The sequence below is a fragment of the Bacillus sp. MSP13 genome (assembly GCF_000815295.1).
GTDB classification, from domain to species: domain Bacteria; phylum Bacillota; class Bacilli; order Bacillales; family Bacillaceae; genus Bacillus; species Bacillus vallismortis.
Genome location: NZ_JXAQ01000015.1, coordinates 33,799 through 60,515, shown reverse-complemented (window position 1 = coordinate 60,515; position 26,717 = coordinate 33,799). Strand labels below are relative to the sequence as shown.

Genomic DNA, 26,717 nt, shown 5'->3' with positions numbered 1-26,717 from the left:
AAATTTTTTTTGAGGTGAATGTTAATGAACATGAAAGTTGCAGCTGATATTGGTAATTCAACAACAAAAATGATCGTAGAAGATGAGTTGTTTTCACAACCGTCTGTGATTAGGCGCTTGATGAAAAAACCACAAATTTCTGAAACGGATTTAAAAAAGAATGTAACAAATTTAGATGAAAATTTAACAGTGCATATCACGAGTCCAGCGATTAAAGGGACTGCTGATGGGCTTTATGTGATCGGCCGAAAGGCAATTACGACCGACCTGGATAAAGTACAAAATATGAATATAAAGCTAGGGAACAAACACAAACATGACTTACCTGTTATTATGATTCTTTCTATGATTGCAAGAAAAATCATTAAAGATGAATTCAATGAAACTGGTGAATTAGCCGAATCTTATTCTGCTGTTTGTGAACTGTCATCAGCAATCCCAGCATCTGAGTTCAGTTTTGAAAAGGCTCAGATTTTAGAAAAACGTTTTGCGACGAAAGCACATACAGTTATTGTGCATTTAGGTGAAGTGAGAGTTACGATAAATCTAACTTTTAAAAAGGTTAAAGTCACACAGGAAGGTGTGCCTGCAATATTTTCTATTCTTTCAGAAGATGAAACAATTTTAGAGAAATTTAATCAAATGTATGAAAAAGATGAAAAAGATGAAAAAATTCAGCATGAAACTTTGAAGCCGGTAGATTTGAAGACAATGAAGATATTCCATGTGGATATTGGAGACGGAACAACAGAATATATTTATACAAACGGTGTTAACCCAATTCTTGATGCGTGTAGTGGAGAGAAAAGGGGTGTAGGTCATGCTACAGAGGAAGCAACAGTGCTGCTAAATGAAGAATTAAATGGATTGATGAAAATTAACCGCCAAAGCTTTATGAGTATTGTTGCAGATGAAACACATAATCTACATAATGAAGCCGTAAATGCTTTGGATATTGCGAAAGGTTCCCAGGCAAACTTTATTCTGGAAGATACAATTGAGAAAGTGAGTAATAAAGCAGGTAACAACGTGGACATTGTTGTTGTTTATGGTGGAGGTAGCATTCAGTTCAGACAATATTTATTTGATGATTTAAAAGAATTCACTGATCAAATAAAAACTAAATTGCTTTGGATACCAGAAGAAAAGGCGGTTAATCTCAATGTTCGTGGTCTTGATATTCTAAATCGAAAAGTGTTTTTTAATAAAAAGAGATAGGAGATAGATGATTTTGAAAACGAGAGCAGTTGTAAGTTGGAGAATATCGAAAATGAAGGATCAGGACAAACTAAATAAGTGGTGTAATGCACAATCTAATATTGAACAGTCTCTGACCAACCTTGTTTTGCATATGATCGATATGATTGGTTATAAAGACATTCGTGATTTTGAAACACAACAAGAATTATATGAATTAAAAATGGGTATTGCAGGATCAAAGACCTCTGGAAAATTAGATGAATCAAAAGAAAGTGATCAAATCATCGACAACGCTTCAGTTGTCGATGAGCCATCAAGTGATGAGGTTGAAAAAGATCCTATAGATGAAATTTTTGATGACCTAGATCCTAAAAACCAGTTTTGGAAGGAGGATTAATAAATGGAATTTGATAAGGCAATGAAGTATGTAAGAGCAACGCTTAATTTTGAAGGTTTGAAGCTTTCAGAAGCTGAAGAAAAGCTCTTAGAGATGAGGTTTAAAGGTGAGATAACACAAGAACAATTTGAAAGAGAAGCGTTGAGATTAGCTCATGAGTAGATATCAAAGTAGATCAACGTATTTTTATCCTTCAACAAATGTTCTAAAAAATAAATTTGACATCATGGATGAACAAACGTTGGAAAAATTCGAGCGCCAAATTGTAGCGAATAAATTACTAGAATTAACGAGAAAGCCAATTATGGGTGATTTCAATTTTGCTCATCTGAAAAAAATTCATCGTTTTCTTTTTGAAAAAGTATATCCTTTTGCTGGTGAAATTAGATCAGAAGGTATTAGTAAAGGCAATACACATTTTGCGCAGCCGAATTATATTGAGGCATATGCTGATTCTGTCTTTTCTGAAATGAAATCAGAAAAACACTTATCAAAATTATCCTTTGAAGAATTCTGTGAACGAGCTTCGTACTATATGGCTGAAATAAATATAATACATCCATTTCGTGAAGGTAATGGGCGAGCGCAAAGAGAGTTTTTTAGAATGCTGTCCATGAAGAATGGATTTAATATGGAGTGGGATTTAATTGATAAAAAAGATATGTTGAATGCTTCAATTAGATCAGTGTTAGATGAAAAAGCTTTCGTACCCATTTTTAAAGAAATAATAACAAATGAAGAACCAGATCAGTCACTTATTAAAGACTACAAAAGAATGAGCAGGAAAAATGATGATCTCGAATTATAAAAAAGATCAAGGAGGAATTTCACTAACTTTCTCCTTGATCTTTTTTATGTTTTTCTAATTTATTGTGTTTAACGTATTCAGAAAACTGAAATAGAATTTCTTCAATTTCTTCAATGCTGTTATGTTCTAATTCGAAATATTTTTGAGTCTTAGCACCAATTTCAATGAGTCTTCTTGTTCTTTGTCTTCTCTCTTCATCCCTTTTAAATTTGTCTCGTGCTTTAAGCTCTTGCTCAAGCTTTTTTATTTTTTGCTCAATTTTAGTTATTGGTGAATCCGACATGTTCTTTCTCTTCTTTTAATTGTTCTTCAGTAGAATGTTTACTTTTTAATTCTTCTATAAACAGTTCAATATGTTCGATTGGTTCTTTGTTTAGGTTAAATGCATCTAAAAACATTTTTCCTGTTGCCTTTTCCAACTTCTCAATCTCAGCTTTTTTCTTCTCTTTTAACCTCTTAATCTGTTCTTCAATACTTTCAACTTTGTTTTTAGGCATAAGTATCTCCCTTGTTTTTGTATATATGTTACCAAAGGTTGGACGATGGTGCAACTACAAATATACGGGATAGGACGTTTTTTATTGTCGATAGAGATAGCAAGTGGTATACTATAACCAGTGACCAAAGGGAACAATGGCGCACTTATACACTCTAACGAGTGTCGTGCTAAAACCAGATAGAACTTCGTTCCATCTTGGTTTCCGTCAGGCGTGTTTGGAAAATTCGCTTTGCTCATGTTTGAAGAAAGGAGTGAGATCATGGCTATTTATCATTTTAGTGGACAAATGCTTGGTAAAGTTACTAAAGAAGGAAAATCTAAAAGTCCTCTAGCATGTGCTGCTTATCGTTCAGGAGAAATGCTCCTTGATGAATCTACTGGAGATAAATTTTATTATGATCGAGAAGTAAAGCCAGTGACTCATATCCTTGCTCCAAATCATGCTCCTGATTGGGTTTATGATCGTGAAAAGCTCTGGAATGAAGTTAATAAGATTGAGAAAAATTACAATGCACAATTTGCAAGAGAATTTAATGTAGCTCTTCCAAGAGAACTTTCTCATGAGGAACAAGAAAATTTAGCAATTGAATATTGTCAGGAAGCATTTGTTAATAAAGGAATGGTTGCTGATATTGCAATTCACAGGGATGATGAAAACAATCCTCATTTCCATGTAATGTTGACTGTTAGACCATTTAAGCAAGATGGATCTTGGGGAATGAAGTCAAGAAGAGAATACAAGTTTGACGAATTTGGAAATCACATTTTGAAGAAAAATGGACAAAAAGATTTTGATAAAGTTGATACAACTGATTGGAACAAAAAAGAGACTTTCAATAGTTGGAGAAAGTTATGGGCTGATAAAGCAAATAAGTATTTAACTCAAAATAATATTGATCAAAAGATTACACATCTTTCAAATAAAGAAAGAGGTTTAGAAAAACTTCCGACTATTCATGAAGGTTATGTTGCACGAAAAATGGTTGAAAAAGGTGCTAAATCTGAGCGTATAGAATATAACAAAGAAGTAAAAAAATATAACGGTATTGTATCAGAATTAAATAAGTACAAACAGAAAAAAGAACAATTTTTGTATCAACAAAAGTTTTCAAGAAAATTCTCACCATCTGAAAAGAAAAAGCTATCTTCAATTGCAAAAGAACTGAAAATGTTTGTTGGTTATGATTCGATTATTAATCGTCAAAATCAATTGGATAAGTGGAATAAGTCATTAGTCTTTAGTAAAGATAGTCAAGATAAAATAGCAAAAATGGAAAGAATCAATAAAGAGAGTGATTTACTAAAAGAGGCGCTTTCCATTTTAAATGTTGAGAGTGAACGTTTCTTGAAATCTTATTATCCAACATGGGATATTGACAGTTTCTCTGAGGCTGAGAAACTAGAAATAGTTGATAAAACAATTAACCTTAAAAGGATACTCAATGAAGATGAGATTTTAGAAATTGAAGAAGATGTAGCCCAAGACGATCTTGTTAGACAGGTTAATATGGTCTTGCATAACCGATATGCGTTTGTAATGAATGTAGATAATCAAATTGATAAAATCTCTAATTTTAAAACATTGATTGAAAAGAAAATCGGTATTTCTGATCATACTAATCCATCTGTACTAAAAGAGGCAGCGTTGAAGAATCCGAAAGACTTTAAGCACTTGAAAGATGCTGTTAATGCATTAGATAAACTCATGGAAACAAAAGAAATGATGCATGAACTTTATGATATGGAGTTAAAGAAACTATATCCTAATGCTCCAAATAGATTAACATTAGAAGAAAAAGAATTCTTAATTGTTGGTTATGAATATTATAAACAACCTATTGATCGAAATGTTATTTCTGATCTGCGAAGATACGATGTTAAAGAACAATCGAAAATTATTCATATTCTTACAAAGAGCCATAGTAAATATCTGAAACATAATGAAATGAAAGAGAAATTTCCTTATTTTAAATTATCAAATCCAAGGTATTTACTTTTCTTTAAAGATGAGTGTTTAAGAAATATTGATAAGTTATCTAAAGAAGATGTGCAGTTGTTAAAACAAATTAATCCAGAACAATTTGCAAATGATGAAATGAATAAAACTGATTTTGTGCGAAATATAAATTGGTCTATAAATCAAAGAATTGATTCGAACGAAAAATATGGTTTGCTTATGCACTCCGAAGAATCAAATCTTGAAAAATCTTCATCTGTTTTACTTGGAACTCTTGATCAAATCTTAAGTGAATTGACCAGAGATAGGAGTTATGATTCTAAGAAACAGTTTGAAGAAGACTTACGAAGAAAATCTAAAAAGAAAAACATTCATCGCAGTGGAGGCCATAGTCTATAATTTTTAATGGATGGGGATGTTTAGATTGGCTTATGTACGAAAAACTAAAGAACAAAAAGAAAAAGAAATGACTGAACACTACAATTTATTAGTTGAGGGAGTTAAGCGAATTAGTGCAGATCCTGAAGAATACAAAAGATTTTTGGATTATGCTAGTCAATTCCCTTTAAGATCATTTAGGAATCAAATGATGATATTTTCGCAACGGCCAGATGCTGATCTAGTAGCAGGTATGGTCGCCTGGAATAAACAAGGTAGGCAATTAATTAAAGGAGCCAAAGGAATAAAAATCTTTGCTCCAATAACCAAAAAAGAAAAAGAAATAGATGAGAAAACCAAAGAAGAAGTTGAAAAAGTTGTTGTGAAAGGATACCGGTTAGTCAACGTATTTGATGTTAAGGATACTAAAGGTGTTCCTTTACCTTTAAATCCTATAGTGCCGAATAACGTGCCGGAAAATCAATTTGCAGAAAAGGTTTTTCATCCATTACTTGATGCCTTAAGAAAAGAACTTCCGATTCATTTAGATGATAATTATAAAAAGAATGGTAATGGATACTATTCTCCACTAGAACATAAAATTGTTGTGAAAACCAATGGAAGAGATATTACTAATCAATTTAGAACAATGATTCATGAGTATGCTCATTCAATTTTTCATAATATGTTTGGTAAATATAAAGATGCTGATATTAAGACAAAGGAATTTCAGGCTGAGAGTGTAGCCTACCTCACTTCAAAATCTTTTGGTTTGGATACAGGGGCTTATACATTTCCATATCTAAAAGGATGGACTTCTGGGATGGATGAAAAGGTACTTATAGAGCTGCAAACAGATATTCAGAAGGAAAGCGCATCTATGATTAGGAAAGTTGAGGATGTTGTTTTAGAGAATAGAATAAATTTTGATGTGCCTGTTGTCTTGCGAGAGAATAAAATGTCTCTTCTTGAAAATGAAGTCCCAATAACTTTAATACAGTTTGGTAACAACTACAGTTTGATTAAAGGTGATATTAAGGCAGGCGCGTTAAATAATTTAGAATTAATTAAATCCCTGGGAGAATATTTCGGCAATAAAAAAGAGGAAGCGTTGAAAAAGTTTGAATCTTTAAAAGGACATATCAATCTGAATGACTGTCAGCAGTTAGATCAGTTAAAAGGACAAGTTCATATGTATCAAAGAACATTAGATGATGGGAAAAGCAGTGTTTATTTTATCGGTGCTGCCAGTCTTACAAATGTTAAAGCCTTGACACCTGTTTGTCCTGATAAAAGAGTGATGGAGGTCTTATTTAAAGATATCGTTCAAAATGAAGGGTTAAGCAGCCAACAAAAAATTATCAACGATCTTAAAACGAGAGATAGAGATAATGATGGTTTGACTGATTACCAAGAAATGATACTCGGCACTGATCCTTTAAATCCTGATACTGATGGTGATGGAATTCCTGATGGCCAAGATCGTAGTCCAAGAATTTCAGATAAAGGTGAAGAATTAACATTATAGAATAGGGGATAATCATGAGAACATATAAATTGTTTGAAATAGAAGCCAATGGCCTGCCGATTTTCAAAAAAGGGGAATGGGAAAACCTACAGAATTTGACTTGTGAAAAAGCATTTGCAGGATCGTCAGAGGTTTTTGCTTATGGTGAAAAAGAAGGGAATCAATTTGTAGAGCTATTCAAAAAGTAGGTGTGTTTACATATTATATAAAAAAGGCATCGTGTGATCTTGATTTATCACTTGTTTTAAAGGTATAATAAAGTAAATAAATAAGCTCCTGCTTGTTTATTAAACATTACAATGACCTCTTTCGCCAAGAGGTCTTTTATTTATAATAAACAGGAGTGGGATGCCTTAATGTCAATACAAGTAGTGTCTATTAATTTAGATGCTGAAGTTTATGATGCAGTGAAAAATAAAGTTGCCCGAAATAAATTAAGCAAGATTTTGCGGAATTACATAATAAATGAGTACAGTCCATCTAAAGGTTTTAAGGATGAAACAAAGATCCAAGAATTTAAGGTGAAGCTTATCTCTTTGGATGAGGAATGTCTTGAGAAGATTGATCAGATCGTGAAGGAGCATGGGAAAGGTTGTAATCGATCATTAGTCGTTCGTGATGTTTTGAATCAATTGTTAACAGTGTTAGAATCTGATGATCAAGAACGTTATAAAACAAGTGACCAGATTGTACATTCTTCGTATTATTTTTTCGAAGGAACACGCGAAAAATTAGATCAAATTATGAAGCCTTGGGATAGAAGTTCGAAAATCGAATATTTTTTAAAAACTGATTATGATCCTGAACGTTTTGTTGGGGAGAACTTTAAGATCAAAAATGCAGAAGAAATTAAAATTGACCTTGATGTTTTGGCCCATTCCAAACTGACCGATATTGCAAAAAGAAAAAACACTTCGAATTCTGAAATAATGCGTGATGTTGTAAGACAATTATTTAACAATGAAATTTCTAAGAATGAAAAAGGCTTTAGAAATAGTTTGGTGAAGTATGATCAGATTTTGGGGAAAGAACGAGTTCGGGAAATTGTACGTGACTTCTACAATTCAAAATAAAAAGAGCATCATGTGAAATAGATGCTCTTTTTATTTTGCTTCTTTAATAATTTTATTTTTTTTGGATAGTTTGACTAAAGCTGCGGCGTGTTTTTTTGATACGGTTTGTTTTTTCATACAGATACCTCTCCTTTAACTTTCTATTAGTCTCCAGTATTGCCAGATCCTTTGAGTTCTAACCCTCCTCCTCCCTGAATAAGATGACTATATAACTTTCTAACCAAATGACCCTGAGATAAGGGAAGAAATATCATTGACTGAAAGGGGAGATGAGAGAGTGAGTTTTGATGGCAGCTTAAATCCGATGTTTGATAAAAATGCTACAGTGCGTGTCCGGAAAGAAAAACAAAATGAACCGAAAGTTAAAAGAAACCAACGAGTAGACAAAAAACATGATATTAAAATACCACTAGGTGAAGAGTTAATGAAAAGGCTTCGTAAGCAAGCTTTTCGTGCTGCAATGTCACCCACGCAATATGCAGCATATTTAATTCGAGTTGGGATGAAGAGGTCTTATAATTTATTTCCGGTTCCGACAGTACCTTACAATTCAGAGTTTAAGAATGTACATGCAAAATTAACAAAATATGAGTACAGTAATTTATTTGATTTCCAGCTTGAATTTGGTTATACGTCTCAAAGGAAAACGGCATATAGGATTCTTGTGAATATGATTTACAGAGAGCAGCATGGCTTATGAGTTATTTTCATGTTCTTAATGAAGAGTTGGATTTAATGAAAAGTGGTGATACGTTCCTCTCAAAATGTACAAGCTTTGTTTCAAGAGTTTTTGCATCGAATATTCTATTGAAGCTTCGTTTTGAGCCGTATATATTACTTAAAGCTAAATCACTATGTGAAGACATAGCAGAACAGGCAGAAGATGACTTTAAATTGTCTGACTTAATTAACGTGCTCTATATGGATTTCATGGCCAGAGTTAAACGTTCAGGCGATCTAGCGTCTCTAAATGAAATATATCGAAAAATAATTGTTCGAAGGGATAATGGTGTTTCCTTGTCAGTGCATAATGGGGAAAATTTTGTGCTGGGTGGTGGGGAAGAAGAGGCCATATACAAAATATTGATGGAGAGAGACCATGTTCTAAGGGGTGAAATATTCATTTATGATGTTTGCGGATCTGATGCCGATTTAACTATTGAAGAAATTTTGGAAATTCTTTTAAACGACTTTGTACAAGCATTTATGAGAGGTTATGGGGAAAAGATGATTGAAAGATTAATTGCTGCGTTACAATAATTTAGGAAACATTTTTAAGGGAACGGTTACCCTGAAAAACTGCTGCGATCAGTGTGGTCATCTGGTCGCTTTTTTTATGCAAGTTATTTTATTTGCCTTGAAAAATACCTGTGTAAAAAGGAATTTTTTTAAATTTATACGATGCTTTTTATATATAACTATGCTATAATTATATATAGAGAGAGGGGGGAATTAAAAACTGGCGATGCTCGCATAGAGCAGAAAAATGTAATGTTTGAAATAATTTGCAGGAGATTCTTTAAATGGTAAGACTATTTTGTCGATATTAAGATATCGAAAGGCGTGAGTTCCATTGAAACAAAATGTTCTCTGTTGTGAAATTGAACAGAAGCGTATAGAAATGATTCAAACGGGAATGGAAAAAGGTTTATTGAGTTACGATACACTAAAATTGAGTATGGACTTAGATAAATTGATAAATGCTTCAATGATTAAGTCTTACAAATGATGTAAAATGGAAATCAGTTATAACAAAAGTGATTCGGAAGGAGATATATTATGGACATTCAAAATAACAGATTTGGTGTAAAACAATTTGTGAGCATGATTGATAGAGGAACAGTTCGATCTGATTACCCTATCCAAAGAGCCGGAGGACAATGGAAGTCACTGCAAAAATCTTATCTAATACATTCTCTTGCCCAAAGCTATCCTATTCCACCTCTTTATTTTCTGGGGGATAAAGAAACGATTGAAGTTGTGAAGAAAGATAAAACTGTTGAAGAATTGGTTACTGTGCGGAGTGTCTTAGATGGGAAACAGAGATTGACCAATCTTTACGAATTCATCAAAAACGAATATAAATTAGATCCTGCTACTCCTGATGTGAAAATTGATGGAATGGAGTATGAAATGGAAGGAAAGTTTTTTGATGAATTAGATGAGGAAGTTCAGGATGCAATCCTTTCAGGTGGCTTGCTTTGTTACACGATTGATGCAAACACGGCATCTGATGAAGAAATTGAAGATTTGTTTTTCCGAATGAACAACGGGTCACCATTAACTATCCAGCAAAAGGCCAAAGCCCATATGGGAGTAGAATGGGCAACACGTATTCAAGAATTAGGTAATCATGTGTTGGTGACAGAATTGAGTGCTTTTTCTAAAACTCAAATTGTAAGTGAAGGTCATTTAACAGCTGTTATTCAAACAATGATGATGATGGATGATTCATTTCACTATAAAAATGTTTCCCAAAAAGTTATCTCGGAATACACTGAAACATTTAAAGAAGATACAGAAAGAAAATTATTGTTGTGTGAGAAAGTAAAAGACGCAATGGATTACCTGGTAGATGTTTTTAGTAGTAAGGAAAAACTGTTGCTTAAAAAGGTTCATTTCCCGATGACACTCGTTACTGCTCTTCGTGCAAAAGAACTTGAAATTGAACCGGAGGACTTTCGTGATTGGGTATTGGCATTTAAAGAAGCATTTAAACCAAGTAAGAAAAAAGATGGTACTGAAAACACAATCACCATTATTCCAACTAATTATAAAGACTTTACAGGGAAAGGAACAACAGACCGAGATAAAGCTGAAGGTCGAATGAAGGAAATGGTTAGACACTTTGAGGAGTATGCGAAAGTACATAAGCTAATTTCATGATCCGTTAAATACCCTATGAATTATAAAATGAAGTGGTAGGGAGTTGTAGGGGCTGCTGCCAATGCAACTCTTTATTTTAAAGACTGGAGGAATATGAGGATATGAATGAACTTATGTTTAATATATTTGCAGTGTTGGCTTTTGTTTATGAAAGGGGGGGTAGTCTTGATCAGAGTTTACACTATTGGTCATGAAATACCCGAAAAAATAAAATCGTGTATTAAGGAATGGAATTATTGGTCTTGGATTGTAGCTGCTAATAATGAAAATGGGAACGAGAGTGCGAAACGACTTATCGAGAAGATCGAACCTGATCCTGATAAAGTCAAGGTGTACTCAACAGAAAGCGATATTGACGTGTGTGTAAGTTATATGCTCCCTATTAAGTAACAATATTTAAGTTTTCCAATAAAGGAGGGAACGGAATGAATCACACAGACAGAATCATTATTAAGGGATTCAAAGAAATGGTGGCTGCAAAGGACGACATCAAAAGCCTATATTCCCCACAGCATTATGAGGGTTATGTTCATGCATTGTCACATTTTAGAGAAATACTTGAAACAGCTCAATTATTGAAGGATAAGGAAGTGGAAGGGGACAAGGAAAGAGGGAAACAGTTTATAAAAGTAAAGTACAGTCATGGTGAAGGGTATTTTCCATTTGCTAAAGGTGATTATGTGACAGTTGTTGTCAGATATCTTCATATAAAAGATTTGAAAGATGAACTATATTATCATGGAACTCTAACAGAGGTTGAGGAAGATGGATTTTGGTGTGTTTTGGATGACAAAACAAAAGAAAAATATTTCAGTTTTCATGACGTTGAAAATGTCATAGACGGCGATAGAATACCTTTTTTTGCAGGAACAACTAAACGTATAATAGACAAAGACTAACTCTGAATAAAACAACAATTTTATAAACTACTTTATTTCAACCAGATGGTAAGAAAGAGGTTTTAATATGTTCGGGAATTTTTTAAAATCAGTAGGGTTAGTAATAAATATCGTGTTAGCCCTATTTATAGTTGCAGCATGTGTCCATATGTTAGGTATTGATTTATTTGCTATTACAAAGTAATTTTCAATCGACTTGATAAGGAGTAATTATTAATGTTTAAAACAATAAGTTCGAAATGTCCGATTTGTTATTTGTCTAATTCGTTTAATGTGCCGATTGCCTTAAAAGTGATGTAGATGCACCATGGTTTCAATGTTCATTTTGCTTCAAAAGAATTAACAAAAATTTATGGTTATAGACAGTTAAAAAGTTGAGAGGGTGAGAAGACTTGGATAAGGAGATTTCATTTCTTAATGAAGAACAGAAACAGTTCCTAATAGATTATGTTAAAACAAAAAAGCTCGAAGCTTTCAATAAAATTCAGACAGAAGCAAGTACTGGATACGCAGGATTCGAGGGTGCTTCAAGTGAGGATCTGCAATTATTGATAGACGAGTGGGTCTTAATCGACTACATCGATAATGGTTTTGTTGATAAGAACACACCATGTGAGTGTGGAAGGGCACTTAGGTATCAATATATAGTAAGAAACAACAAGAGTGGTCAGATCAAAAGGCTGGGGATTAATCATTTTGAAGAACATATTTCCTTAAAAAAACATGTTGTCAAAAAAATAAAAAAAGAGTTTGATTTAATAGATAAAGAGGTGTCGGAAATTTCAGAAAGAACAAGAGTGAAATGGTCAATAGAAAATGTAATTCATTATATCCCTAATGATTACAAGTTCAGTACCGACAACATAAACCGGCAATTAGATATGGGTTTAGCCCTATCAGCTAAACAGGTTAATTCTTTAATGAAGGAAGTTAATCAAACGATTCTTTCGGATAACAAGGCAGCTAAAACGTTTACTCCTGAAAATATCGACTTATTTAATTATGATGAGCCAAAAAAGATTTCAACAGTTTTCTCTCTAACTGATACTCAAAAAGAAACGATAAGAGATTTATACAACAGAGGAGTTAAAAGTTCAAGAGTTATTTGCGAAATGTTAATTGAAGACAAAATAGCTCCTTCGAATCGTTACTCTACAGGGAAACCGAAAATATTTCCAAATGTTTGTGTTTTTCTTGAAGAGATCAAAGGTAATTAAAGAAACTTAATTTCACCTGTAACTTAAAGAATTAGGGAGGGATTATTATGAATGAACGCTTACGTTCTGATTTTTTAAAAGCAGTAGTAATGGCTTCTGTTGTTATGTTGATTATTAGCATCGCATTTGGGGATGTTCTATTAATAGAATGGCTATACAGCAATGGACTCAAAATTTGGTTTTATATTACTTTTGGCTTTTCAGTCTTTGTATTTTTGGTCATTGCATTTTGGGGTTATTTTAAGGTTATTGATTGATTTTGACAGAAGGGAGACCAGCTTATGCTTTTGATGTTTATAGTTATTATCGGGATGATTCCCATTCTATGTTTTTTAGGGTATGCTGAAGAAACTGGCCGTGACCCGATGGAAATTTTAAATAGAATTTTTGTTGAAAAGAGAAGGCTTTCTAAAAAAATTCAAAACAAATAAAAGACTAATAAGTGAGTATTTAAAAATACATGATAATTTGAAGAGTACATTGGATACAGTAGAAGGCCATTCAAAATCAAACGATTCTCTAGATTTAAAAAATTTGGTGGGTGAATTTAACAGACTACTAGATGTGCTCAATATAAATTCATCCCGTTTTCATAATAAAAATGACTTGTTAGTGAGGAATTTTCCACAATCATTTTTTGAGGTGTATGTGTTGCTTATGCGTTATGACGATCCATTGAAAATAATATTTGATCAACTTTTAACTTTGATCAATGGTGATTATGATGATCTTCATATAAAAGAGATCAATGATCTTCGTGATGAAGTAACGAATATTATTTTGACTATTAAAAAGGAAGTCGAAAACACAATAAAACCATATCGTGATGAAAAAAACGATTTATTTAACATTGATGTTAAACATGCTAAGAAAATTGTTGAATTCGAAAAACAGCTGATGGAACAGCAAAGAGTAGCATTTAAAAATGCTGTTGAGGATAGCTCAATGGAACAGGTGCAGCAACTCAACTGAATTATTTATGGAAAGGTGGAATAAAGATGTTTGATCGGCCTATCACAACATTTTTAAGAATATTAAAACAAGTTTTGTTTTGCTGAAAAACTGAATTTTTTTATGCTCTTTTTGAATTTTACACAATGACATTAAGTAAAGTCATAAATCCCTTCATATCAAGGTTTATAAAAAAAGAAGACTTTTCGTTGCTCTTGAATTTTACATAACATATAATATATTAAGTTATGTAAAATTGGTAAGTAGGTGATTGGTGTGAATATGGTTAGCCCTATAAGAAACAAAAAACAACTTGATTTACTAAAAATGTATTTGAGATCAAAAAGCAAAAGGGATTACTTAATGTTCATGGTAGGGATAAGTTCAGCTTTAAGAATTAGTGACATTCTTAAATTGAAAGTCAAAGATATTTGGGACGGAAAAATGTGTAAAGATTTCATTTATCTTCATGAAGAAAAGACAGGGAAGTATAAAAGATTTCCTATAACTGAAAATCTTGAAAAAGCAATCATTGATTATATGGAAGAATATAATCCTAAACTTGAGTCATATTTGTTTTTTAGCAGAATCGGAAATAAACCAATCACCAGACAACAAGCTGCAAATATATTATCTTCTGCTGCGGATTTTGTTGGAATTAAAGAGCCTGTTTCCACACATAGTATGAGAAAGACTTGGGGATATTGGGCGTATAAAAGAGGGTATTCCCTAGCTTTAATAATGGAAGCTTTAAATCATTCAAGTATTGCTATGACGAAAAAGTACCTGGGGATTACACAAGAGGCTCTTGATGATGTTTACAGAGGTATGAATCTGTAACTATATAATAGAAGAAACTCGGAATAAGGGGATGATTTTTTGCTTGCTATTATGTTTCCAATTTTGATTTTATTTGTTTTAGGCATAAGTCTAATAGTTATTCAACGGATTATTTTTTCAGTGCTGGGGCCAGATCCATCTAAAAAGATGCAAAAATTAATGGTGACTAGCGTTATCATCTTAATACTTATCTTTATAGGTATTTGGATGACACTGAGCATCATTCAGAATTACAACTCTTTATAGTGGCTAGTTTCATTAGGGATGTTCAATCTACGAGCAAATAAAAAGAAAGGGTGATTGAATGTTATTTATAGGCTTCGCCATTGTTTTGATATTGATTGGGATTGGTTTGTTATTGGGGGTTCCCCTCAGAATACAATATGGATCAAACCATCTGATATCAATTCCAGTATTATGTGGTTTCCTCTTCATGCTTGGGTTTTTCATATCAATCGTGGGGATTTTTCAGCAGATGGGCTTTTCTAAATTATTTATTCAATGAATTTTTTGAAAAGGGAGATTTCAATATGGATGAGTTAGTCATAAATAAGTATGTAAAACTTTTAACCTTTTTCAGTCTGTGGGGAATGTTAATGCTGGTGATCTTACTTTATCGTAAATACATGGATTTTAAGAGGGAATTAGAAATTAAAATATATGAAAGGAATGTAAAATCTGAATTGGATCAAAGAAGAAATCTTACAGACATAGACAAAGTTCTTTAAGGCATCCTTTTGATCAGCCTCCTTATTTAAGGGGGTTATTTTATTTCCAACATTTACAGGGAACTTTCGTTCGTATTTGTATTGAATAAAGAACATTTGTTCTGTTAATATTAGATCAATAAAGGAGTGAGTCGATATGCTTAGAGATCGAGGAACAATCAAATGGACATCAATGATGCTTCCGGAACATTTAACACAGCTTAAACAAGATTTAATTGATGTGTCAAAAATTGAAAAACCATCCTTAGATGATCAACAAATCGAAGAGATGAATCTTCTCGTCTCTGAGGCACTTGAATTTAATAAAGAGTTGAAATTCAAACTCTTTAACAATGGGTTCGTTGAAAATGTTGCCGGCAGAGTCCATTACATTAATTTTGAACAACAAAAGCTACACGTAAAAGACCAGAACGACAATACAGTTTATATCAACATGAATAACATCATAGGAGTTACATACAATGATTGATTACTCACAATTTCCACGTAAGAATATACTTTGTGTCGATATGAAATCCTTTTATGCTTCTGTATCGGCTGTAACAATGGGGCTTAACCCTTTAACATGTTATCTTGCTGTTGTAGGAAATACAGAGAGACAGGGAAGTGTAGTGTTAGCCGCATCTCCTGCACTTAAAAAAGATTTTGGAATCAAAACAGGATCGAGATTGTTCGAGATACCTGAAGATCTAAGAATACACATTGTAAATCCGCAAATGAAGCTTTTCATCAGAGTTTCGACTGAGATTACAAAACTGTTTTACAGATTTGTTCCTGAAAAATGTGTCCACACGTATTCAATTGATGAATCTTTTTTAGATGCAGGAAAAGAAGATCCTGAAGAAATGGCCAAAGCAATCCAAAGCAGCATGTGGAGAGAATTTGGTCTCATGTGCACAGTAGGTATTGGAGACAATATGTTGCTCAGTAAGCTTGCACTTGACCTGGAGAGTAAGAAAACAAAAAGTGGTATTGCACGTTGGAGATATGAAGATGTACCAAATAAACTCTGGAAGGTTCACCCGTTGTCTAAGATGTGGGGGATAGGAGGGAGGATGGAAAGAAACCTAAATCGGATGGGAATATCGACTGTAGGTCAGTTAGCCAAATTTCCTTTAGAGCTGCTTGAAAAGAAATTTGGAATAATGGGGAACCAGTTGTATTATCATGCTCACGGAATTGATTTATCAGAAATAGGTGCTCCATTAATGCAAGGTCAGATTAGTTTTGGTAAGAGTCAGATTTTATTGAGGGATTATACAAGGAGAGAAGAGATTAAGGCTGTACTTCTGGAGATTTGTGAGGAAGTTGCAAGAAGGGCACGTACACATAATAAAGTTGGTCGAACAATCAGCCTGGGAATTGGCTACAGTAAAGATGATCTGGGTGGTGGATTTCACCGATCAAAAACGATTGACTTTCCCACAAATATCACAATGGACATTTATAAATGTTGCCTATTGCTCTTTAATAAGTTTTATTCGGGTAAAACGGTGCGAAGTGTTTCTGTTACGTTATCAAATATTGAAGATGACGTTAATCAGCAGCTGAGTTTATTTGAGGCGGATAATGAAAAGAGAAGAAAGCTTGGGTTCGTTATGGACGGAATTAGAAGCAAATATGGATCGAAAGCGCTTCTTAGAGCAGTTTCCTATACGCCAGCTGGAACCGCACTTCAAAGAGCTGGGCTGACTGGTGGACATAAATCATAAACCAAGAACTGACCTTACAGGAACAAAGCAATTGTAAAATTTCATAATCTTGAATATATTTCTATATTCCGGTAGAATTTAATCGAGGAGATTCCTGTTTATAATGGGGCATATAGAAGCAATGCAAGAACAATTTAGAGTCAAAGAGAAGGTGTGCAAATTGAATGAAATACCTGAGAAACATAGGGAATTATATTTTAATAAGATATCTGAAGTCTATGGAATAAGCGATAACTTTAGAATTTTTGAAGTCGGAAAAAGAGGCGTAGTAGGCTTAACATGGCATAAAAGACGTGTAGAACTAGTCAGAATGACGTTAAGCCCAAATGAAGATGATGTATCTCTTAGCATTGATGCAAAATTTGACCCTGAAAAAATTCGTTCAGAATATGATCGTATGTTTTTACTAGCTAAAAATCTGCATGAGACAGATTATAAGAGCTTGATAAACTAAAAAGCACCTGTTCTCGCAGGTTCTTTTTGGTATGAAGTAAGAATGGAAGTGGAGTCATAATTCTGTCACTACGAAACATTAAAACCCTTATAAAATAGGCTTTTTAAAATATTAGTTTACATAATCTTTATTATGGGAAGTTAAAATTTTAATGAAAATTCCGTCTCATTATCTTTAGTATACTTGTATAGTGAGACGGAATATAAATTAAGACCATATCTTTTTTGATTTTGTTTTAGCTGTCATCAAGTTGCATTTCTAGAATTGAGCTTTTCCACTGGCCTTCCCACTCTTTTTATCAAATTCAATATGATCAAGTAGCTAATCTGCTATTATTCATATACATAACAAACTCCATTGTCTACTGCTACACAAGTAAAATCATCCCAATAATACTTTCCATCACTGTCTCTAAAGAAAATTCTTACAGTGTCATTACCAAGCCATCTGTATTCTTCAACCTTATCATCAAATTGTTTGTTTCGAATTGGAGTTAAATTCCCTGGCTTAGTTGCTGCATCAGCTGCTTGTGCTCCAGATGCTAACAATGCTCCGACAAGCGCAACTGCACCCACTGCTTTCCTCATTTTGCTTTTAAACATTAGTAATCCCCCTTATAATATTGTTGGTCTACTAATGGATATCAACCTAGTAGACAACATCATCCTACCAATCCAAGGGTGAAAAAATTGTAAAATTTTGTCGAAAGAAAAAAGTTTTCCAAAAAAATACACATTTAAAATGTTATTTCACATGTAAGGAAAAAACAGTACATCTTTTATGTACTGTTTTTTTGGTTCCTGTAATAAGCTTTTAATCCGGCAGCTGCTAATGCTTTATTCCAACTGCCAAATCTAAATGCCATTGTAGTAGCTTGTTGTACTTCGTAAAATTTAGGAGGTCGACCATGTTTTTTTGCACTATTGATGAGAATTCTTATTAATTCTTCATCTGAATAGATCGTTTTTTCAGGTTTTCTTGATAAGTCTATGCCTGCTTTTTTAAGTGCATTTTTCCAACTACCGAATCTATAGCAAATCGCTCCACGTTGTGAGACTTCACGTTTATATGGTGGCCTTCCGAATTCTTTTTCTTTGTCTCTTAATATCTGGAAAAGCTCATCATCTGAGTAGCGTTTCCCGTACTTATTGCGTTCCATTATTCTCACCAAAATCACAATCAGCTGCCAATGCTTGTTTAATACTTGAGACATAAAAAAGTCTTTTGCAGTTGAGATTTTTCCCTTTTGAAAGTTTGCCACCTTTCAAAACTTTGACGCATAGGTAATGAGGAGAATCATTGATATCAACAATTTCCCAAACCCCAAAAAGGTTTTTTTGGCAACCATAATTTATTGTAAATCTTTGGCCAACTTCAAAAATTGGATCTTCTTTTGCCAATGGCTGGCTCCATCCCATAGAAGCATAAAGCTCTTTAGATGCACTCATGTTTTATAATCTCCTCTCCACGTCGCTGCTATATGGTTTTCTTATTTATCTTATGATATAATTAATGACGAATACTAACCCTATTTATTGCATAAAATAAAAAAGAACAAGGTGCTACCAACACCTTGTCATTGTACAATTGCCTGGCTCTCATTGGAGCCTATTGGCTATCTGATTTGGTAAATAGACCATCCCTAGAAGTTTCTCAGGCTCAAAGGGTGGTCTATTTCTTTTTCTCTAGATATGTCAACAGAGATAGTATGAACATCCCGAATCCGAGCATTAATGTGATTGCTTGGAAAGTTGACATTGGCATCACCCCCCTTCAGAGGGATTTAGCCAGTAGACCACCTTTGAGCTAGCCGATCAATTGTACAGCTTTCATTATACATGAAAACATTGGTAAACGCATTTAAACTTCTGAAGTGCTTCTATCTAGCATGTTTTGAAAAAAGATTGTTCAAAACATGCTCTTATTTAATGTACTCGACTAACTTCTTTATAAAAAAGTTAAATCGATTTTTTTAACTTTATAAATTTTGTTGCATATGGTTCAGTAGCTTCACGACTATGTTTTATATCTATAGATTCATCATTATATTGAGCTTTTTTTGTCCAATTATAAGAGCCACTTATTACTGTATTGAGATCAATTACGCAAAATTTATTATGCATAATGTTTTTATACATTCCTTGTTTGGGTAATCGATATGTCTCAAAATGATCTTCAAAACGAAGACCAGATTTTCTATTAATATCATCATCAATGACTATAACTTGAACATTTAAACCCTCTTTCTTTTTTTGAACCAATTCCTCAAATAGTTTTTGATCGGTAAACCATGCTACAGCAACCCAAATGGTATATTTAGCTCTTTTTATTTCCTCAATAATTTGATTTTGAATATCTTCAAAATGGGTTTCAAGTTCGACTGGTTCATCGTAAGTTTCGTTACCCATCACACAATATCTATCTTCTATCTTTTCTATGCTATAACCATTTGATTTAATAATTTTATTCAGATTAGCAATAAATACTTTTTCTTCTTTATCTTCAATTGTATTTCGATCTACATCAATTAACACTGCATTAAAAAATACTTCTATAAATTCTTTTAGTTTTTTAGAATTATTTATTCTTTTTAATCGATTAATAACATACTCTTTTCTACTCATATTACTCTTTCTTAGATCATTACCAACAAACCCCTTACCCATTTCATACATATCTTCAAATCCAACAGATTCGAATAATTTTACTAGCTGAGGACCACTAAAGTAAAACGATTCTTCCCCATTACCACATGCTATGAAATTTTTTAACTTATCCAGTGTATATTCCGTTAAATTCAAGGTACTTCCCCCATTCATATCAGTTAAATACAGCTATACAAAAATTTTTTTCGTATAAAAAGTGGAAGGAAAACACGTATTCCTTTGATTGAAAAAGCCGGTATAGAACCGGCTCAAGACACAAAACCTGTGACAACTTATTTACTTGTGATTCTTCCAAATATCATCATGTAAATTGCATATAACAATGTAAAGATTGAAAAACCACAAGTAATTGTTTTTGCATTTAAAAAATCTTTAAAAATAGCAGAGATAATAATTCCTGCCCAAAGAATTACAACATAATCACTTAATCCAATAGCCAACTTACTCACTGAATATTTTCTTGCTTGCAGCAGGATAAACTTTTTCTGTATTGGTTCAATTTTTGTAAACAACTCAGAGTGTTTGTTGATTTCTTTGTTTTCAACCTTGCTTTCCCAATTCTCTTGCCAAAATTTCGAACCACGATTAACTAATGTCCAACATAATGAACAAATAAATCCGAAATCAGCAATAATAATTGATAAGTAAAAGTTTTTTCCGTATAAACTAGAAAAACCAACAAATGCTGATGCTATAAACCCCCAAAAAAACAATGATCTCTTCCAAAACAACTCGATTTCAAAATTACGAATCTGTAAACTTACATCAAATTGTTTTGTGTCATTATTATTATTTTTTGAATTACTCACCCATAATCCTCCCATCTAAGCACCCACTAAGTTATATTTCAATTATTATTTCAACATTTGTGGGATTGTCAACTTAAACTTGTTGAAAAAACTCCCTGGGGTTCCCCTGCGGGTCTGCTCGCAGTCGTAAGCCGGTACAAACCGGCAACTCTCTGCGGCATCTCGCCGTGCTCTAAAAGGCAGGTGACCACACAGCTGTAAGCCCTCAGTCTTGCTTCGCAAGCCTGAGGGCAACACCTGAGTGTTCCTCTCCCTTTCTTAACGAGTCCGCGATAACGGAAAACCAAAATCAAAACAAGCAGGAGTGCTCCCTAAAGCCCGGTCGCATTCCCGCAGATTGTAGGGATACGCTTCAGCGTATCCCTTTTACTTTTCCCTTTTGCCTTCCGAAGCGTACAACCTCGGAGCAGACTAAGCCCAGAATAACGGCAAAGTTTGCGCCTGCGGCTCTTTACCGTAATTCTGAGCAGTCTGCGAGCAAAACGACAAGAGCAGCTACTCCTTTAGTCGTAACGGTAAAGGTTTAAAGACTCAAAGCAATTAAGCCTTTGCTTTGAGTCTTTAAATCAACCGTTTCGCTGCCGGCTATGCCGGCCAATCCGCAGCTGTCGCTTAAGCGATTCCTCCCCTCGGTCGTCACTCCTGTCATTTTGCTAACCTCGGTTGTTCGTTCTCCATGTCAAAAGGGAAAAATAATCCCCTTTGGGGACTAATCCCCTCGGAAGTCAAAAGAAAAAAGGAGAAAAGAACATGAAAAGAATAATTATTTCAGTTCGTGGTGGGGTTGCAGATATCCAAGAAAATGAATCAAATGCTAGTATTCTAATTGTCGATTGGGATAATGAAAATGAACACGAAATGGTAAAGTCTAAAAATGAAAATGATATTGTTATTGAAGTCTTAGGGGGCGTAGCAACTTGTAGTCAAAAACCAAGTGATGTTGAAGTTGAAATAATTGATCATGATGAGCAAGCAACGTGTGCTTTTTGTGGCCGTGACTATCCCGAAACAGAGATAAACATGGTCGATTATGATGATGATATTTGTACTTTTTGTGAAAGAGAGCAATTAGCGAACGGAAATCTCATTACCTACAAAAATAGTGGCGATATCGATAAACTAATAAATGCTTTATCACAATTTGAAAATTGTGCAAAAGAAATAAAGCGAATATGGCTTGAAACTGATGCGGAAACACACAGCAATCTTTGTGATGACTACCCATTTGATAAAGATTTTGAAGAAGTTGCAGAGAACATAGGTAAGTGGGTATTTACGCAACAGAAGTTATTGAAAGGATGATCATGAAATGAAAAAAGTTTGGGTCAAACACGTCATGGATGATGAAAAAAGAAAAATGACATTAAACGAGGCTTTTTTGGAAGCTCTTCAGCTTTCAGAAGGTGCTTCTGATATTTATGAAAATCAAGAATACACACTATTCGTGTTTCTTTCTCAATGTCCAAAATATATTAATCACATCTCTGAAGAATACAAGAAGAGTGTTTTGAAAAGTTGGGATTATGAGATTATCGACTGAATTAAAAATACTTTAAAAAAAGTAACAGTCAATGTGAAAACTACGTTACGTTGTAATTAAATCGGTAGCATTCAAAAACACAAGCACAATGATGGCAAAGGTTGGTCACCTTTGCCAAAGTAAAATTTAAATTGAGGTGCAATTATGATTAAGAGCAGAAATGAAGCAATTATTAAGAAAGTTAAAGGTTTACTGGCTATTGCCAATGACAATAAAAACGATGAAGAATCTCAAAGTGCGTTCTTATTAGCTCAAAAGCTTATGATTAAGCATGATATATCTGTAAGTGAGGTTGAAAACCAAAATGAAAAAGCAGATATCATAAATGGACAGGCCACAGCTTACAAGAGGTTATACTGGTGGGAAACTCGATTAGCTGGTATTATTGCAAGCAATTTCAGAGTACAACATTATTATAATAATAGAGTATTAAATGGTGAAAAAAGAAGAAAATCTTGTGTTGTTTTTTTCGGTTTTGAAAATGATGTTCAGTTGGCTAAAGAAATGTTTGTTTTAGCTTATGACGCTATTCTTCTTTATGCTGAACGATATGTTGATCAATATTATGAAAAGAATCAAATCACTAATAGGTTTAACAATCTTACCAGATCCATCAAAAACAGTTATATGAAAGGTTTCTTAGATGGCTTGCAAGATAAATTCAAGGAGCAATTAAGCCAATTAAAGTCTGAACATGGTTTGATGGTCATTAAACCTTATGAAGTTGAGAAAGCTTATGAAGAATTGTCAAAAACCTTTGGAAAACCACGGAAAATAAATATACCAAATATTTCTGACATGATCGCCTATCAAGAAGGTCATAAGGACGGCAATTCCATTGATTATACAAAATCAACAATTGATGACGAAATATTTTGATAAGTAAAGCAGCTTTGTTTAAGCTGCTTTACGAATGGAAGGAAAACACGTTTTCCTTTGATTGAAAAGCCGGTATCGAACCGGCTCAAAACCACTAACCCCCAAGGCTTGTAAGGCTTGTTAAACCAATCCTTACAAGCCTTATTTCTCTTCGCTCTCTTTGTTTTTCCCAATACCTCTTTAATTGCTACTATTTGCATCTTTTCAGTCCCTTCAAACTCTTCAAACCCTTCAAACCTCATACCTCATACCTTTCTTCTAGGGGTTCCCCTACGGGTCTGCTCACAGTCGTAAGCCGGTACAAACCGGCAACTCTCTGCGGCATCTCGCCGTGCTCTAAAAGGCAGGTGACCACACAGCTGTAAGCCCTCAGTCTCGCTTCGCAAGCCTGAGAACAACACCTGAGTGTTCCTCTCCCTTTCTTAACGAGTCCGCGATAACGAAAACCCAAAACAAGCAGAAATGCTCCCGAAAGCCTGGTCGCATTCCCGCAAATGGAAAGCCGGCTCATGGCCGGCTCGATTAAGTTCCTTTTTTTGTTTTTGTCTAGCCAAACGCCCCCAACCATGGGCAGCCAGAGGCTGCCCTGGGGGCTTTAGCATGTCCCAATTCAACATCGGTAAGTAATGCGGCGGAGCCTGCCCCCCGCATTCCTACCCGTGTTTCATAAAAAGCCCGCAAGGGTCGTCAAACTTTTTGAAAACCGGCAGCTGTTAAACCAGCAGCCCAAAAAGTTTGAGCTTAACGATCCGTAAGGCTTAAAAGCCAACGGACTCGTAACCCCTTGCCTACTTTTTGATGGGAATGCTCATTGGCCGGCAACAAAACCAAAAAAAGATTTTGACTAGCAAGGCTAGTCAAAAACAAAAAAGGAGGAAAAAACCTTGAATGAAAAAGGAATCAAAACCTTTAACAAGCACTGCAAGATAGGAGACGAACTATCTGTCTCTTTTATTTCAAGTGAAGGAAGCGACTTCGACTCTAAACATTACATCGGTATTATCACTGACATTACAGAATCCAAAGTTTGTTTAAAAAGTAATGATGAGTTGAATTTATTTGATAGCCTGCCAGCAACAAGGGATATTCCATTGTCTACTATTTATTTTTTTTGGAATAGAACCAACGGTTTTACTTTTTAAATGGGCTAGGCGTTAACAATACACACTGAAAGGAGGTGAAAATATGGACAAAATTTTTTGCATATTAGCCGTATTATTAGCAGTTATCTTCATTGTTTACACATTGAAAACAAAAGATCGTGGTAAGCGCTATGTGATTTTCTGCATCGTGTCAGCGCTGTTGTTAGTAACAGTTGTATTTTTAGATAAGCTTTTCAATTGATTTTACGAAGGGATGAAAAAACATGGAATATGTAATTAAAATCAGTAACTCATGCATTAAGGACACTTTCGAAAAATGTGGTATTGCTCCCACACGAGAACACATGGAAAAACTTGATGTTAATGAAACGTGGGAACAAATTAGGCAACATGCATTTAACGCTTTAGAGAATGTTATTAAAAATGCTGATCCCGATACGTTTATTTCTCAAAAACAATATGATCAAATGGTAGGTTCATTTTCACTTGATGACTTTCATTGTCTTGCTGATACAGAATTTCGTGAGGTAGCATCTGAAAACTATCAAGGTATGGAATTTGCTCATGCTCTTTATAATTTTGAAAATAATGAACCGAGAGGCTCTAGTGAAATAGAATCTGCTGGAAGAGTGTTCTGTCATTTTCTTGAGTGTGTTTTAGATAATTTTCTATTCGAGAATGGATATTTTACAGATGATGAGTTTGAATATTCTGTTCCTGATTTTTATATTGATGAAGATCAAGAACTTTTGGAATTTCACTGTGTAGTCGATTCTATCTTTATACGTAATAACAGAAAAGTATTTTTCAAAGTTGGGTACATTTTTACTAACACCGATATTGAGAGTGAAAAAGCTTTTCAGACAGCTTTATCAGCTATCGAAGACAACATTAAATCTCAAATAATAGGAGTGTATCAAAATGAATCTGACAGTTGATTTTTCTTTATATAACACCAAATTTGCAATGCCGGAAGTAAAGACACTTCAAATTCCTGTGCCGGATTATATAGAAGATGTTAGCAGATACCTAAATCAATTGGTTATCAACTTAAAATGGGAAGTTGTTTCCTTTGAATATACAGGAATTAAACTGGTGAGAACTAATGGCGAATATGAGTTAGTCAACGTTAAAACTCGGTAGCAATCAAAAACACAAGCATACAGATTGATAGGTGGGGATTGGTCTCCCTGCCTTTAATCTCAAATAAAATGTCAAAGAGGAGTATAGAATGAAAAATATTATGAAGTTAACCGAAGAAGATAGTTTAAAGATTGCAAAGTATTATCAAGACGGAGATCATGCCTTCTACGATCAAGATCTTGAAGAGCCGAATGTAAAGGACGCAAAGGAATGGTTTGAAGATGGTGAAAGTGAAATGGTTGGTATTGTGAGCGAATTACATGGGGGCATAATCGGATATATCCATGTAGATCATGCAGAAGATATTGTTTCTATTTTGAATTTGTATGCTATAGAAAGGTTAAAATAACAATTTAAACAGAATGGAGATGGTTAAGTATGAAAGCAGATTTTTATATAGATGTAGAAATTTTAAAATCAGAATATATTTATTTAAACGGTATTCAAGATGAAGAAGAAATTTTAAATTCATATCAATATGATGTTGGATTTTCCAAAAAGATAGGAACGAGAATAGAGTGTTTAGAAGGTTTTAAGAAAAAATACATTCATTTAAACGTTAAATTTGATGGAAGAAAAGGTGTCCAAAATGAAGATGTGATGGCGGCACTTGTAAGAGAAGGCCTTGCTTTAGATACAGGGGTCAGATCGATTTTTGGAAATTACTATAAACCTACAGAAAATCTGAAAAATCTTTTGGATGAACAGCTTAAGCAAAGAAAGAAATTGGCGGGAGTTGCCTAGTTTATTGAAATGAATATTTTAAACGGGAAAGGTCGGAAAACTAAGGTTTTCCCTTGATTCATAACGCAGGCATTGAGCCTGCTTTTTTGGTTGCTGAAGCAACCAAGGTAAAACAACGCCAAATTGTAGGGATACGCTGAAGCGTATCCCTTTTACTTTTCCCTTTTGCCTTCCGAAGCGTACAACCTCGGAGCAGACTAAGCCCAGAATAACGGCAAAGTTTGCGCCTACGGCTCTTTACCGTAATTCTGAGCAGTCTGCGAGCAAAACGACAAGAGCAGCTACTCCTTTAGTCGTAACGGTAAA

The 26,717-nt window shown here is 34.0% G+C and carries 42 protein-coding genes; 32 read left to right on the top strand and 10 right to left on the bottom strand.

The features are described from left to right. The first annotated feature begins 24 nt into the window (after nt 1–24). Genes SC79_RS18545 through SC79_RS18535 form a run of 4 tightly spaced genes read left to right on the top strand, consistent with a single transcriptional unit; the run spans nt 25 to nt 2,405 of the window. Nucleotides 25–1,218, top strand: a complete 1,194-nt coding sequence (locus SC79_RS18545; RefSeq protein WP_039076344.1) for a ParM/StbA family protein — start codon at nt 25–27, stop codon at nt 1,216–1,218. Nucleotides 1,219–1,231: 13 nt separating this feature from the next. After that, complete coding sequence (locus SC79_RS20265; protein ID WP_156122688.1) at nt 1,232–1,597, top strand: hypothetical protein; 366 nt, start codon at nt 1,232–1,234, stop codon at nt 1,595–1,597. Between the two features lie 3 nt (nt 1,598–1,600). Then, a complete protein-coding gene (locus tag SC79_RS21190) occupies nt 1,601–1,759 on the top strand; it encodes an antitoxin VbhA family protein (RefSeq protein ID WP_197057941.1) in 159 nt (52 codons plus the stop codon). Continuing rightward, the gene (locus SC79_RS18535) at nt 1,752–2,405 is read left to right on the top strand and encodes a Fic/DOC family protein (RefSeq protein ID WP_039076343.1); all 654 of its coding nucleotides are present in this window, start codon (nt 1,752–1,754) and stop codon (nt 2,403–2,405) included. Before SC79_RS21190 ends, SC79_RS18535 begins: the two co-directional genes overlap by 8 nt. Nucleotides 2,406–2,427: 22 nt before the next feature. On the opposite strand, the gene SC79_RS18530 is transcribed toward SC79_RS18535, so the two are convergent. Both SC79_RS18530 and SC79_RS18525 read right to left on the bottom strand, forming a co-directional pair. Continuing rightward, nucleotides 2,428–2,688: a hypothetical protein gene (locus tag SC79_RS18530; RefSeq protein ID WP_039076342.1), complete on the bottom strand. Its 261-nt coding sequence runs from the start codon at nt 2,686–2,688 to the stop codon at nt 2,428–2,430. Then, nucleotides 2,666–2,902 carry a hypothetical protein gene (locus SC79_RS18525; RefSeq protein ID WP_039076341.1) on the bottom strand — a complete coding sequence of 79 codons (237 nt, stop codon included), beginning with the start codon at nt 2,900–2,902 and terminating at the stop codon, nt 2,666–2,668. Before SC79_RS18525 ends, SC79_RS18530 begins: the two co-directional genes overlap by 23 nt. A gap of 261 nt (nt 2,903–3,163) precedes the next feature. Between SC79_RS18525 and mobQ the strand changes: the two genes are divergently transcribed. The 19 genes from mobQ to SC79_RS18435 all read left to right on the top strand — a co-directional run bounded on the left by mobQ (nt 3,164) and on the right by SC79_RS18435 (nt 17,527). Beyond that, the gene (gene mobQ / locus SC79_RS20260) at nt 3,164–5,260 is read left to right on the top strand and encodes a MobQ family relaxase (protein WP_052245638.1); all 2,097 of its coding nucleotides are present in this window, start codon (nt 3,164–3,166) and stop codon (nt 5,258–5,260) included. Between the two features lie 25 nt (nt 5,261–5,285). After that, the gene (locus tag SC79_RS18515; protein WP_156122687.1) at nt 5,286–6,767 is read left to right on the top strand and encodes an ArdC-like ssDNA-binding domain-containing protein; all 1,482 of its coding nucleotides are present in this window, start codon (nt 5,286–5,288) and stop codon (nt 6,765–6,767) included. Nucleotides 6,768–6,781: 14 nt separating this feature from the next. After that, nucleotides 6,782–6,955 (top strand): hypothetical protein, encoded by a 174-nt coding sequence (locus SC79_RS21100; protein WP_156122686.1) that lies wholly within the window; start codon nt 6,782–6,784, stop codon nt 6,953–6,955. 168 nt (nt 6,956–7,123) lie between these two features. Further along, complete coding sequence (locus SC79_RS18510) at nt 7,124–7,840, top strand: ribbon-helix-helix domain-containing protein (RefSeq protein ID WP_039076339.1); 717 nt, start codon at nt 7,124–7,126, stop codon at nt 7,838–7,840. A 277-nt stretch (nt 7,841–8,117) separates the two neighbouring features. Continuing rightward, nucleotides 8,118–8,540: a hypothetical protein gene (locus SC79_RS18505; RefSeq protein ID WP_156122685.1), complete on the top strand. Its 423-nt coding sequence runs from the start codon at nt 8,118–8,120 to the stop codon at nt 8,538–8,540. Then, complete coding sequence (locus SC79_RS18500) at nt 8,537–9,100, top strand: hypothetical protein (RefSeq protein ID WP_039076337.1); 564 nt, start codon at nt 8,537–8,539, stop codon at nt 9,098–9,100. Before SC79_RS18505 ends, SC79_RS18500 begins: the two co-directional genes overlap by 4 nt. 313 nt (nt 9,101–9,413) lie before the next feature. Continuing rightward, on the top strand, nt 9,414–9,569 hold the full coding sequence (locus SC79_RS21575) for an aspartyl-phosphate phosphatase Spo0E family protein (RefSeq protein WP_082022840.1): 156 nt from the start codon (nt 9,414–9,416) through the stop codon (nt 9,567–9,569). A gap of 50 nt (nt 9,570–9,619) precedes the next feature. Next, nucleotides 9,620–10,726 carry a DUF262 domain-containing protein gene (locus SC79_RS18495; protein ID WP_039076336.1) on the top strand — a complete coding sequence of 369 codons (1,107 nt, stop codon included), beginning with the start codon at nt 9,620–9,622 and terminating at the stop codon, nt 10,724–10,726. A 165-nt stretch (nt 10,727–10,891) separates the two neighbouring features. After that, on the top strand, nt 10,892–11,116 hold the full coding sequence (locus SC79_RS18490; RefSeq protein WP_039076335.1) for a hypothetical protein: 225 nt from the start codon (nt 10,892–10,894) through the stop codon (nt 11,114–11,116). Nucleotides 11,117–11,151: 35 nt separating this feature from the next. After that, entirely contained in the window at nt 11,152–11,625 is a 474-nt protein-coding gene (locus SC79_RS18485; RefSeq protein ID WP_039076334.1) for a hypothetical protein, read from the top strand. A gap of 392 nt (nt 11,626–12,017) precedes the next feature. After that, nucleotides 12,018–12,842 carry a DUF3895 domain-containing protein gene (locus SC79_RS18480; RefSeq protein ID WP_039076333.1) on the top strand — a complete coding sequence of 275 codons (825 nt, stop codon included), beginning with the start codon at nt 12,018–12,020 and terminating at the stop codon, nt 12,840–12,842. A 47-nt stretch (nt 12,843–12,889) separates the two neighbouring features. Beyond that, nucleotides 12,890–13,099, top strand: coding sequence for a hypothetical protein (locus tag SC79_RS18475; RefSeq protein ID WP_039076332.1), 210 nt, complete (start codon nt 12,890–12,892; stop codon nt 13,097–13,099). A gap of 24 nt (nt 13,100–13,123) precedes the next feature. Next, nucleotides 13,124–13,273 (top strand): hypothetical protein, encoded by a 150-nt coding sequence (locus tag SC79_RS21095; protein ID WP_156122684.1) that lies wholly within the window; start codon nt 13,124–13,126, stop codon nt 13,271–13,273. Nucleotides 13,274–13,322: 49 nt separating this feature from the next. After that, nucleotides 13,323–13,814 carry a hypothetical protein gene (locus SC79_RS18470; RefSeq protein WP_039076331.1) on the top strand — a complete coding sequence of 164 codons (492 nt, stop codon included), beginning with the start codon at nt 13,323–13,325 and terminating at the stop codon, nt 13,812–13,814. 261 nt (nt 13,815–14,075) lie between these two features. Further along, nucleotides 14,076–14,633: a site-specific integrase gene (locus SC79_RS18465; protein WP_231559217.1), complete on the top strand. Its 558-nt coding sequence runs from the start codon at nt 14,076–14,078 to the stop codon at nt 14,631–14,633. A gap of 530 nt (nt 14,634–15,163) precedes the next feature. Beyond that, nucleotides 15,164–15,361: a hypothetical protein gene (locus tag SC79_RS18450; protein ID WP_039076327.1), complete on the top strand. Its 198-nt coding sequence runs from the start codon at nt 15,164–15,166 to the stop codon at nt 15,359–15,361. A 136-nt stretch (nt 15,362–15,497) separates the two neighbouring features. After that, nucleotides 15,498–15,830 (top strand): YolD-like family protein, encoded by a 333-nt coding sequence (locus SC79_RS18445; RefSeq protein WP_039076326.1) that lies wholly within the window; start codon nt 15,498–15,500, stop codon nt 15,828–15,830. After that, entirely contained in the window at nt 15,823–17,073 is a 1,251-nt protein-coding gene (locus SC79_RS18440) for a Y-family DNA polymerase (protein WP_039076325.1), read from the top strand. Before SC79_RS18445 ends, SC79_RS18440 begins: the two co-directional genes overlap by 8 nt. A 103-nt stretch (nt 17,074–17,176) precedes the next feature. Then, a complete protein-coding gene (locus tag SC79_RS18435) occupies nt 17,177–17,527 on the top strand; it encodes a hypothetical protein (protein WP_039076324.1) in 351 nt (116 codons plus the stop codon). A 332-nt stretch (nt 17,528–17,859) separates the two neighbouring features. Here the strand turns inward: SC79_RS18435 and SC79_RS18430 are convergent, their stop codons facing one another. From SC79_RS18430 to SC79_RS21570, 7 genes are all read right to left on the bottom strand, one after another. After that, nucleotides 17,860–18,129, bottom strand: a complete 270-nt coding sequence (locus SC79_RS18430) for a hypothetical protein (protein ID WP_039076323.1) — start codon at nt 18,127–18,129, stop codon at nt 17,860–17,862. A 176-nt stretch (nt 18,130–18,305) separates the two neighbouring features. Continuing rightward, a complete protein-coding gene (locus SC79_RS18425) occupies nt 18,306–18,686 on the bottom strand; it encodes a homing endonuclease associated repeat-containing protein (RefSeq protein ID WP_039076322.1) in 381 nt (126 codons plus the stop codon). After that, nucleotides 18,673–18,975: a hypothetical protein gene (locus SC79_RS18420; protein WP_039076321.1), complete on the bottom strand. Its 303-nt coding sequence runs from the start codon at nt 18,973–18,975 to the stop codon at nt 18,673–18,675. Before SC79_RS18420 ends, SC79_RS18425 begins: the two co-directional genes overlap by 14 nt. Before the next feature lie 223 nt (nt 18,976–19,198). After that, complete coding sequence (locus SC79_RS21705; RefSeq protein WP_124048666.1) at nt 19,199–19,285, bottom strand: putative holin-like toxin; 87 nt, start codon at nt 19,283–19,285, stop codon at nt 19,199–19,201. A gap of 200 nt (nt 19,286–19,485) precedes the next feature. Then, complete coding sequence (locus SC79_RS18415) at nt 19,486–20,328, bottom strand: phospholipase D-like domain-containing protein (RefSeq protein ID WP_039076320.1); 843 nt, start codon at nt 20,326–20,328, stop codon at nt 19,486–19,488. Nucleotides 20,329–20,465: 137 nt separating this feature from the next. Further along, nucleotides 20,466–21,002 carry a RipA family octameric membrane protein gene (locus SC79_RS18410; protein ID WP_039076319.1) on the bottom strand — a complete coding sequence of 179 codons (537 nt, stop codon included), beginning with the start codon at nt 21,000–21,002 and terminating at the stop codon, nt 20,466–20,468. 523 nt (nt 21,003–21,525) lie between these two features. Further along, the gene (locus tag SC79_RS21570; protein ID WP_269423621.1) at nt 21,526–21,651 is read right to left on the bottom strand and encodes a hypothetical protein; all 126 of its coding nucleotides are present in this window, start codon (nt 21,649–21,651) and stop codon (nt 21,526–21,528) included. 101 nt (nt 21,652–21,752) lie between these two features. Between SC79_RS21570 and SC79_RS21455 the strand changes: the two genes are divergently transcribed. The 3 genes from SC79_RS21455 (at nt 21,753) to SC79_RS18395 (ending at nt 23,421) form a co-directional block, all read left to right on the top strand. Continuing rightward, nucleotides 21,753–22,304 (top strand): hypothetical protein, encoded by a 552-nt coding sequence (locus tag SC79_RS21455; protein ID WP_231559215.1) that lies wholly within the window; start codon nt 21,753–21,755, stop codon nt 22,302–22,304. A gap of 7 nt (nt 22,305–22,311) precedes the next feature. Continuing rightward, on the top strand, nt 22,312–22,542 hold the full coding sequence (locus SC79_RS18400) for a hypothetical protein (RefSeq protein WP_039076318.1): 231 nt from the start codon (nt 22,312–22,314) through the stop codon (nt 22,540–22,542). Nucleotides 22,543–22,686: 144 nt separating this feature from the next. Then, the gene (locus SC79_RS18395; protein WP_039076317.1) at nt 22,687–23,421 is read left to right on the top strand and encodes a DUF2786 domain-containing protein; all 735 of its coding nucleotides are present in this window, start codon (nt 22,687–22,689) and stop codon (nt 23,419–23,421) included. Here SC79_RS18395 and SC79_RS20805 read toward each other — a convergent pair. Next, nucleotides 23,385–23,663, bottom strand: a complete 279-nt coding sequence (locus SC79_RS20805; RefSeq protein WP_082022836.1) for a hypothetical protein — start codon at nt 23,661–23,663, stop codon at nt 23,385–23,387. The two genes, SC79_RS18395 and SC79_RS20805, sit on opposite strands and share 37 nt — an antisense overlap. Nucleotides 23,664–24,305: 642 nt before the next feature. Here SC79_RS20805 and SC79_RS18390 point away from each other — a divergent pair. The 6 genes from SC79_RS18390 (at nt 24,306) to SC79_RS18370 (ending at nt 26,411) form a co-directional block, all read left to right on the top strand. Further along, complete coding sequence (locus SC79_RS18390) at nt 24,306–24,563, top strand: hypothetical protein (RefSeq protein WP_039076316.1); 258 nt, start codon at nt 24,306–24,308, stop codon at nt 24,561–24,563. A gap of 43 nt (nt 24,564–24,606) precedes the next feature. Next, on the top strand, nt 24,607–24,765 hold the full coding sequence (locus SC79_RS21085; RefSeq protein ID WP_156122683.1) for a hypothetical protein: 159 nt from the start codon (nt 24,607–24,609) through the stop codon (nt 24,763–24,765). 22 nt (nt 24,766–24,787) lie between these two features. Beyond that, entirely contained in the window at nt 24,788–25,462 is a 675-nt protein-coding gene (locus SC79_RS18385; RefSeq protein WP_039076315.1) for a hypothetical protein, read from the top strand. Then, nucleotides 25,446–25,667: a hypothetical protein gene (locus SC79_RS18380; RefSeq protein WP_039076314.1), complete on the top strand. Its 222-nt coding sequence runs from the start codon at nt 25,446–25,448 to the stop codon at nt 25,665–25,667. The genes SC79_RS18385 and SC79_RS18380 overlap by 17 nt, the downstream gene beginning before the upstream one ends. A gap of 88 nt (nt 25,668–25,755) precedes the next feature. Beyond that, the gene (locus SC79_RS18375; RefSeq protein WP_039076313.1) at nt 25,756–26,016 is read left to right on the top strand and encodes a hypothetical protein; all 261 of its coding nucleotides are present in this window, start codon (nt 25,756–25,758) and stop codon (nt 26,014–26,016) included. Between the two features lie 29 nt (nt 26,017–26,045). Continuing rightward, on the top strand, nt 26,046–26,411 hold the full coding sequence (locus SC79_RS18370) for a hypothetical protein (protein ID WP_039076312.1): 366 nt from the start codon (nt 26,046–26,048) through the stop codon (nt 26,409–26,411). The last annotated feature ends 306 nt before the right edge of the window (nt 26,412–26,717 follow it).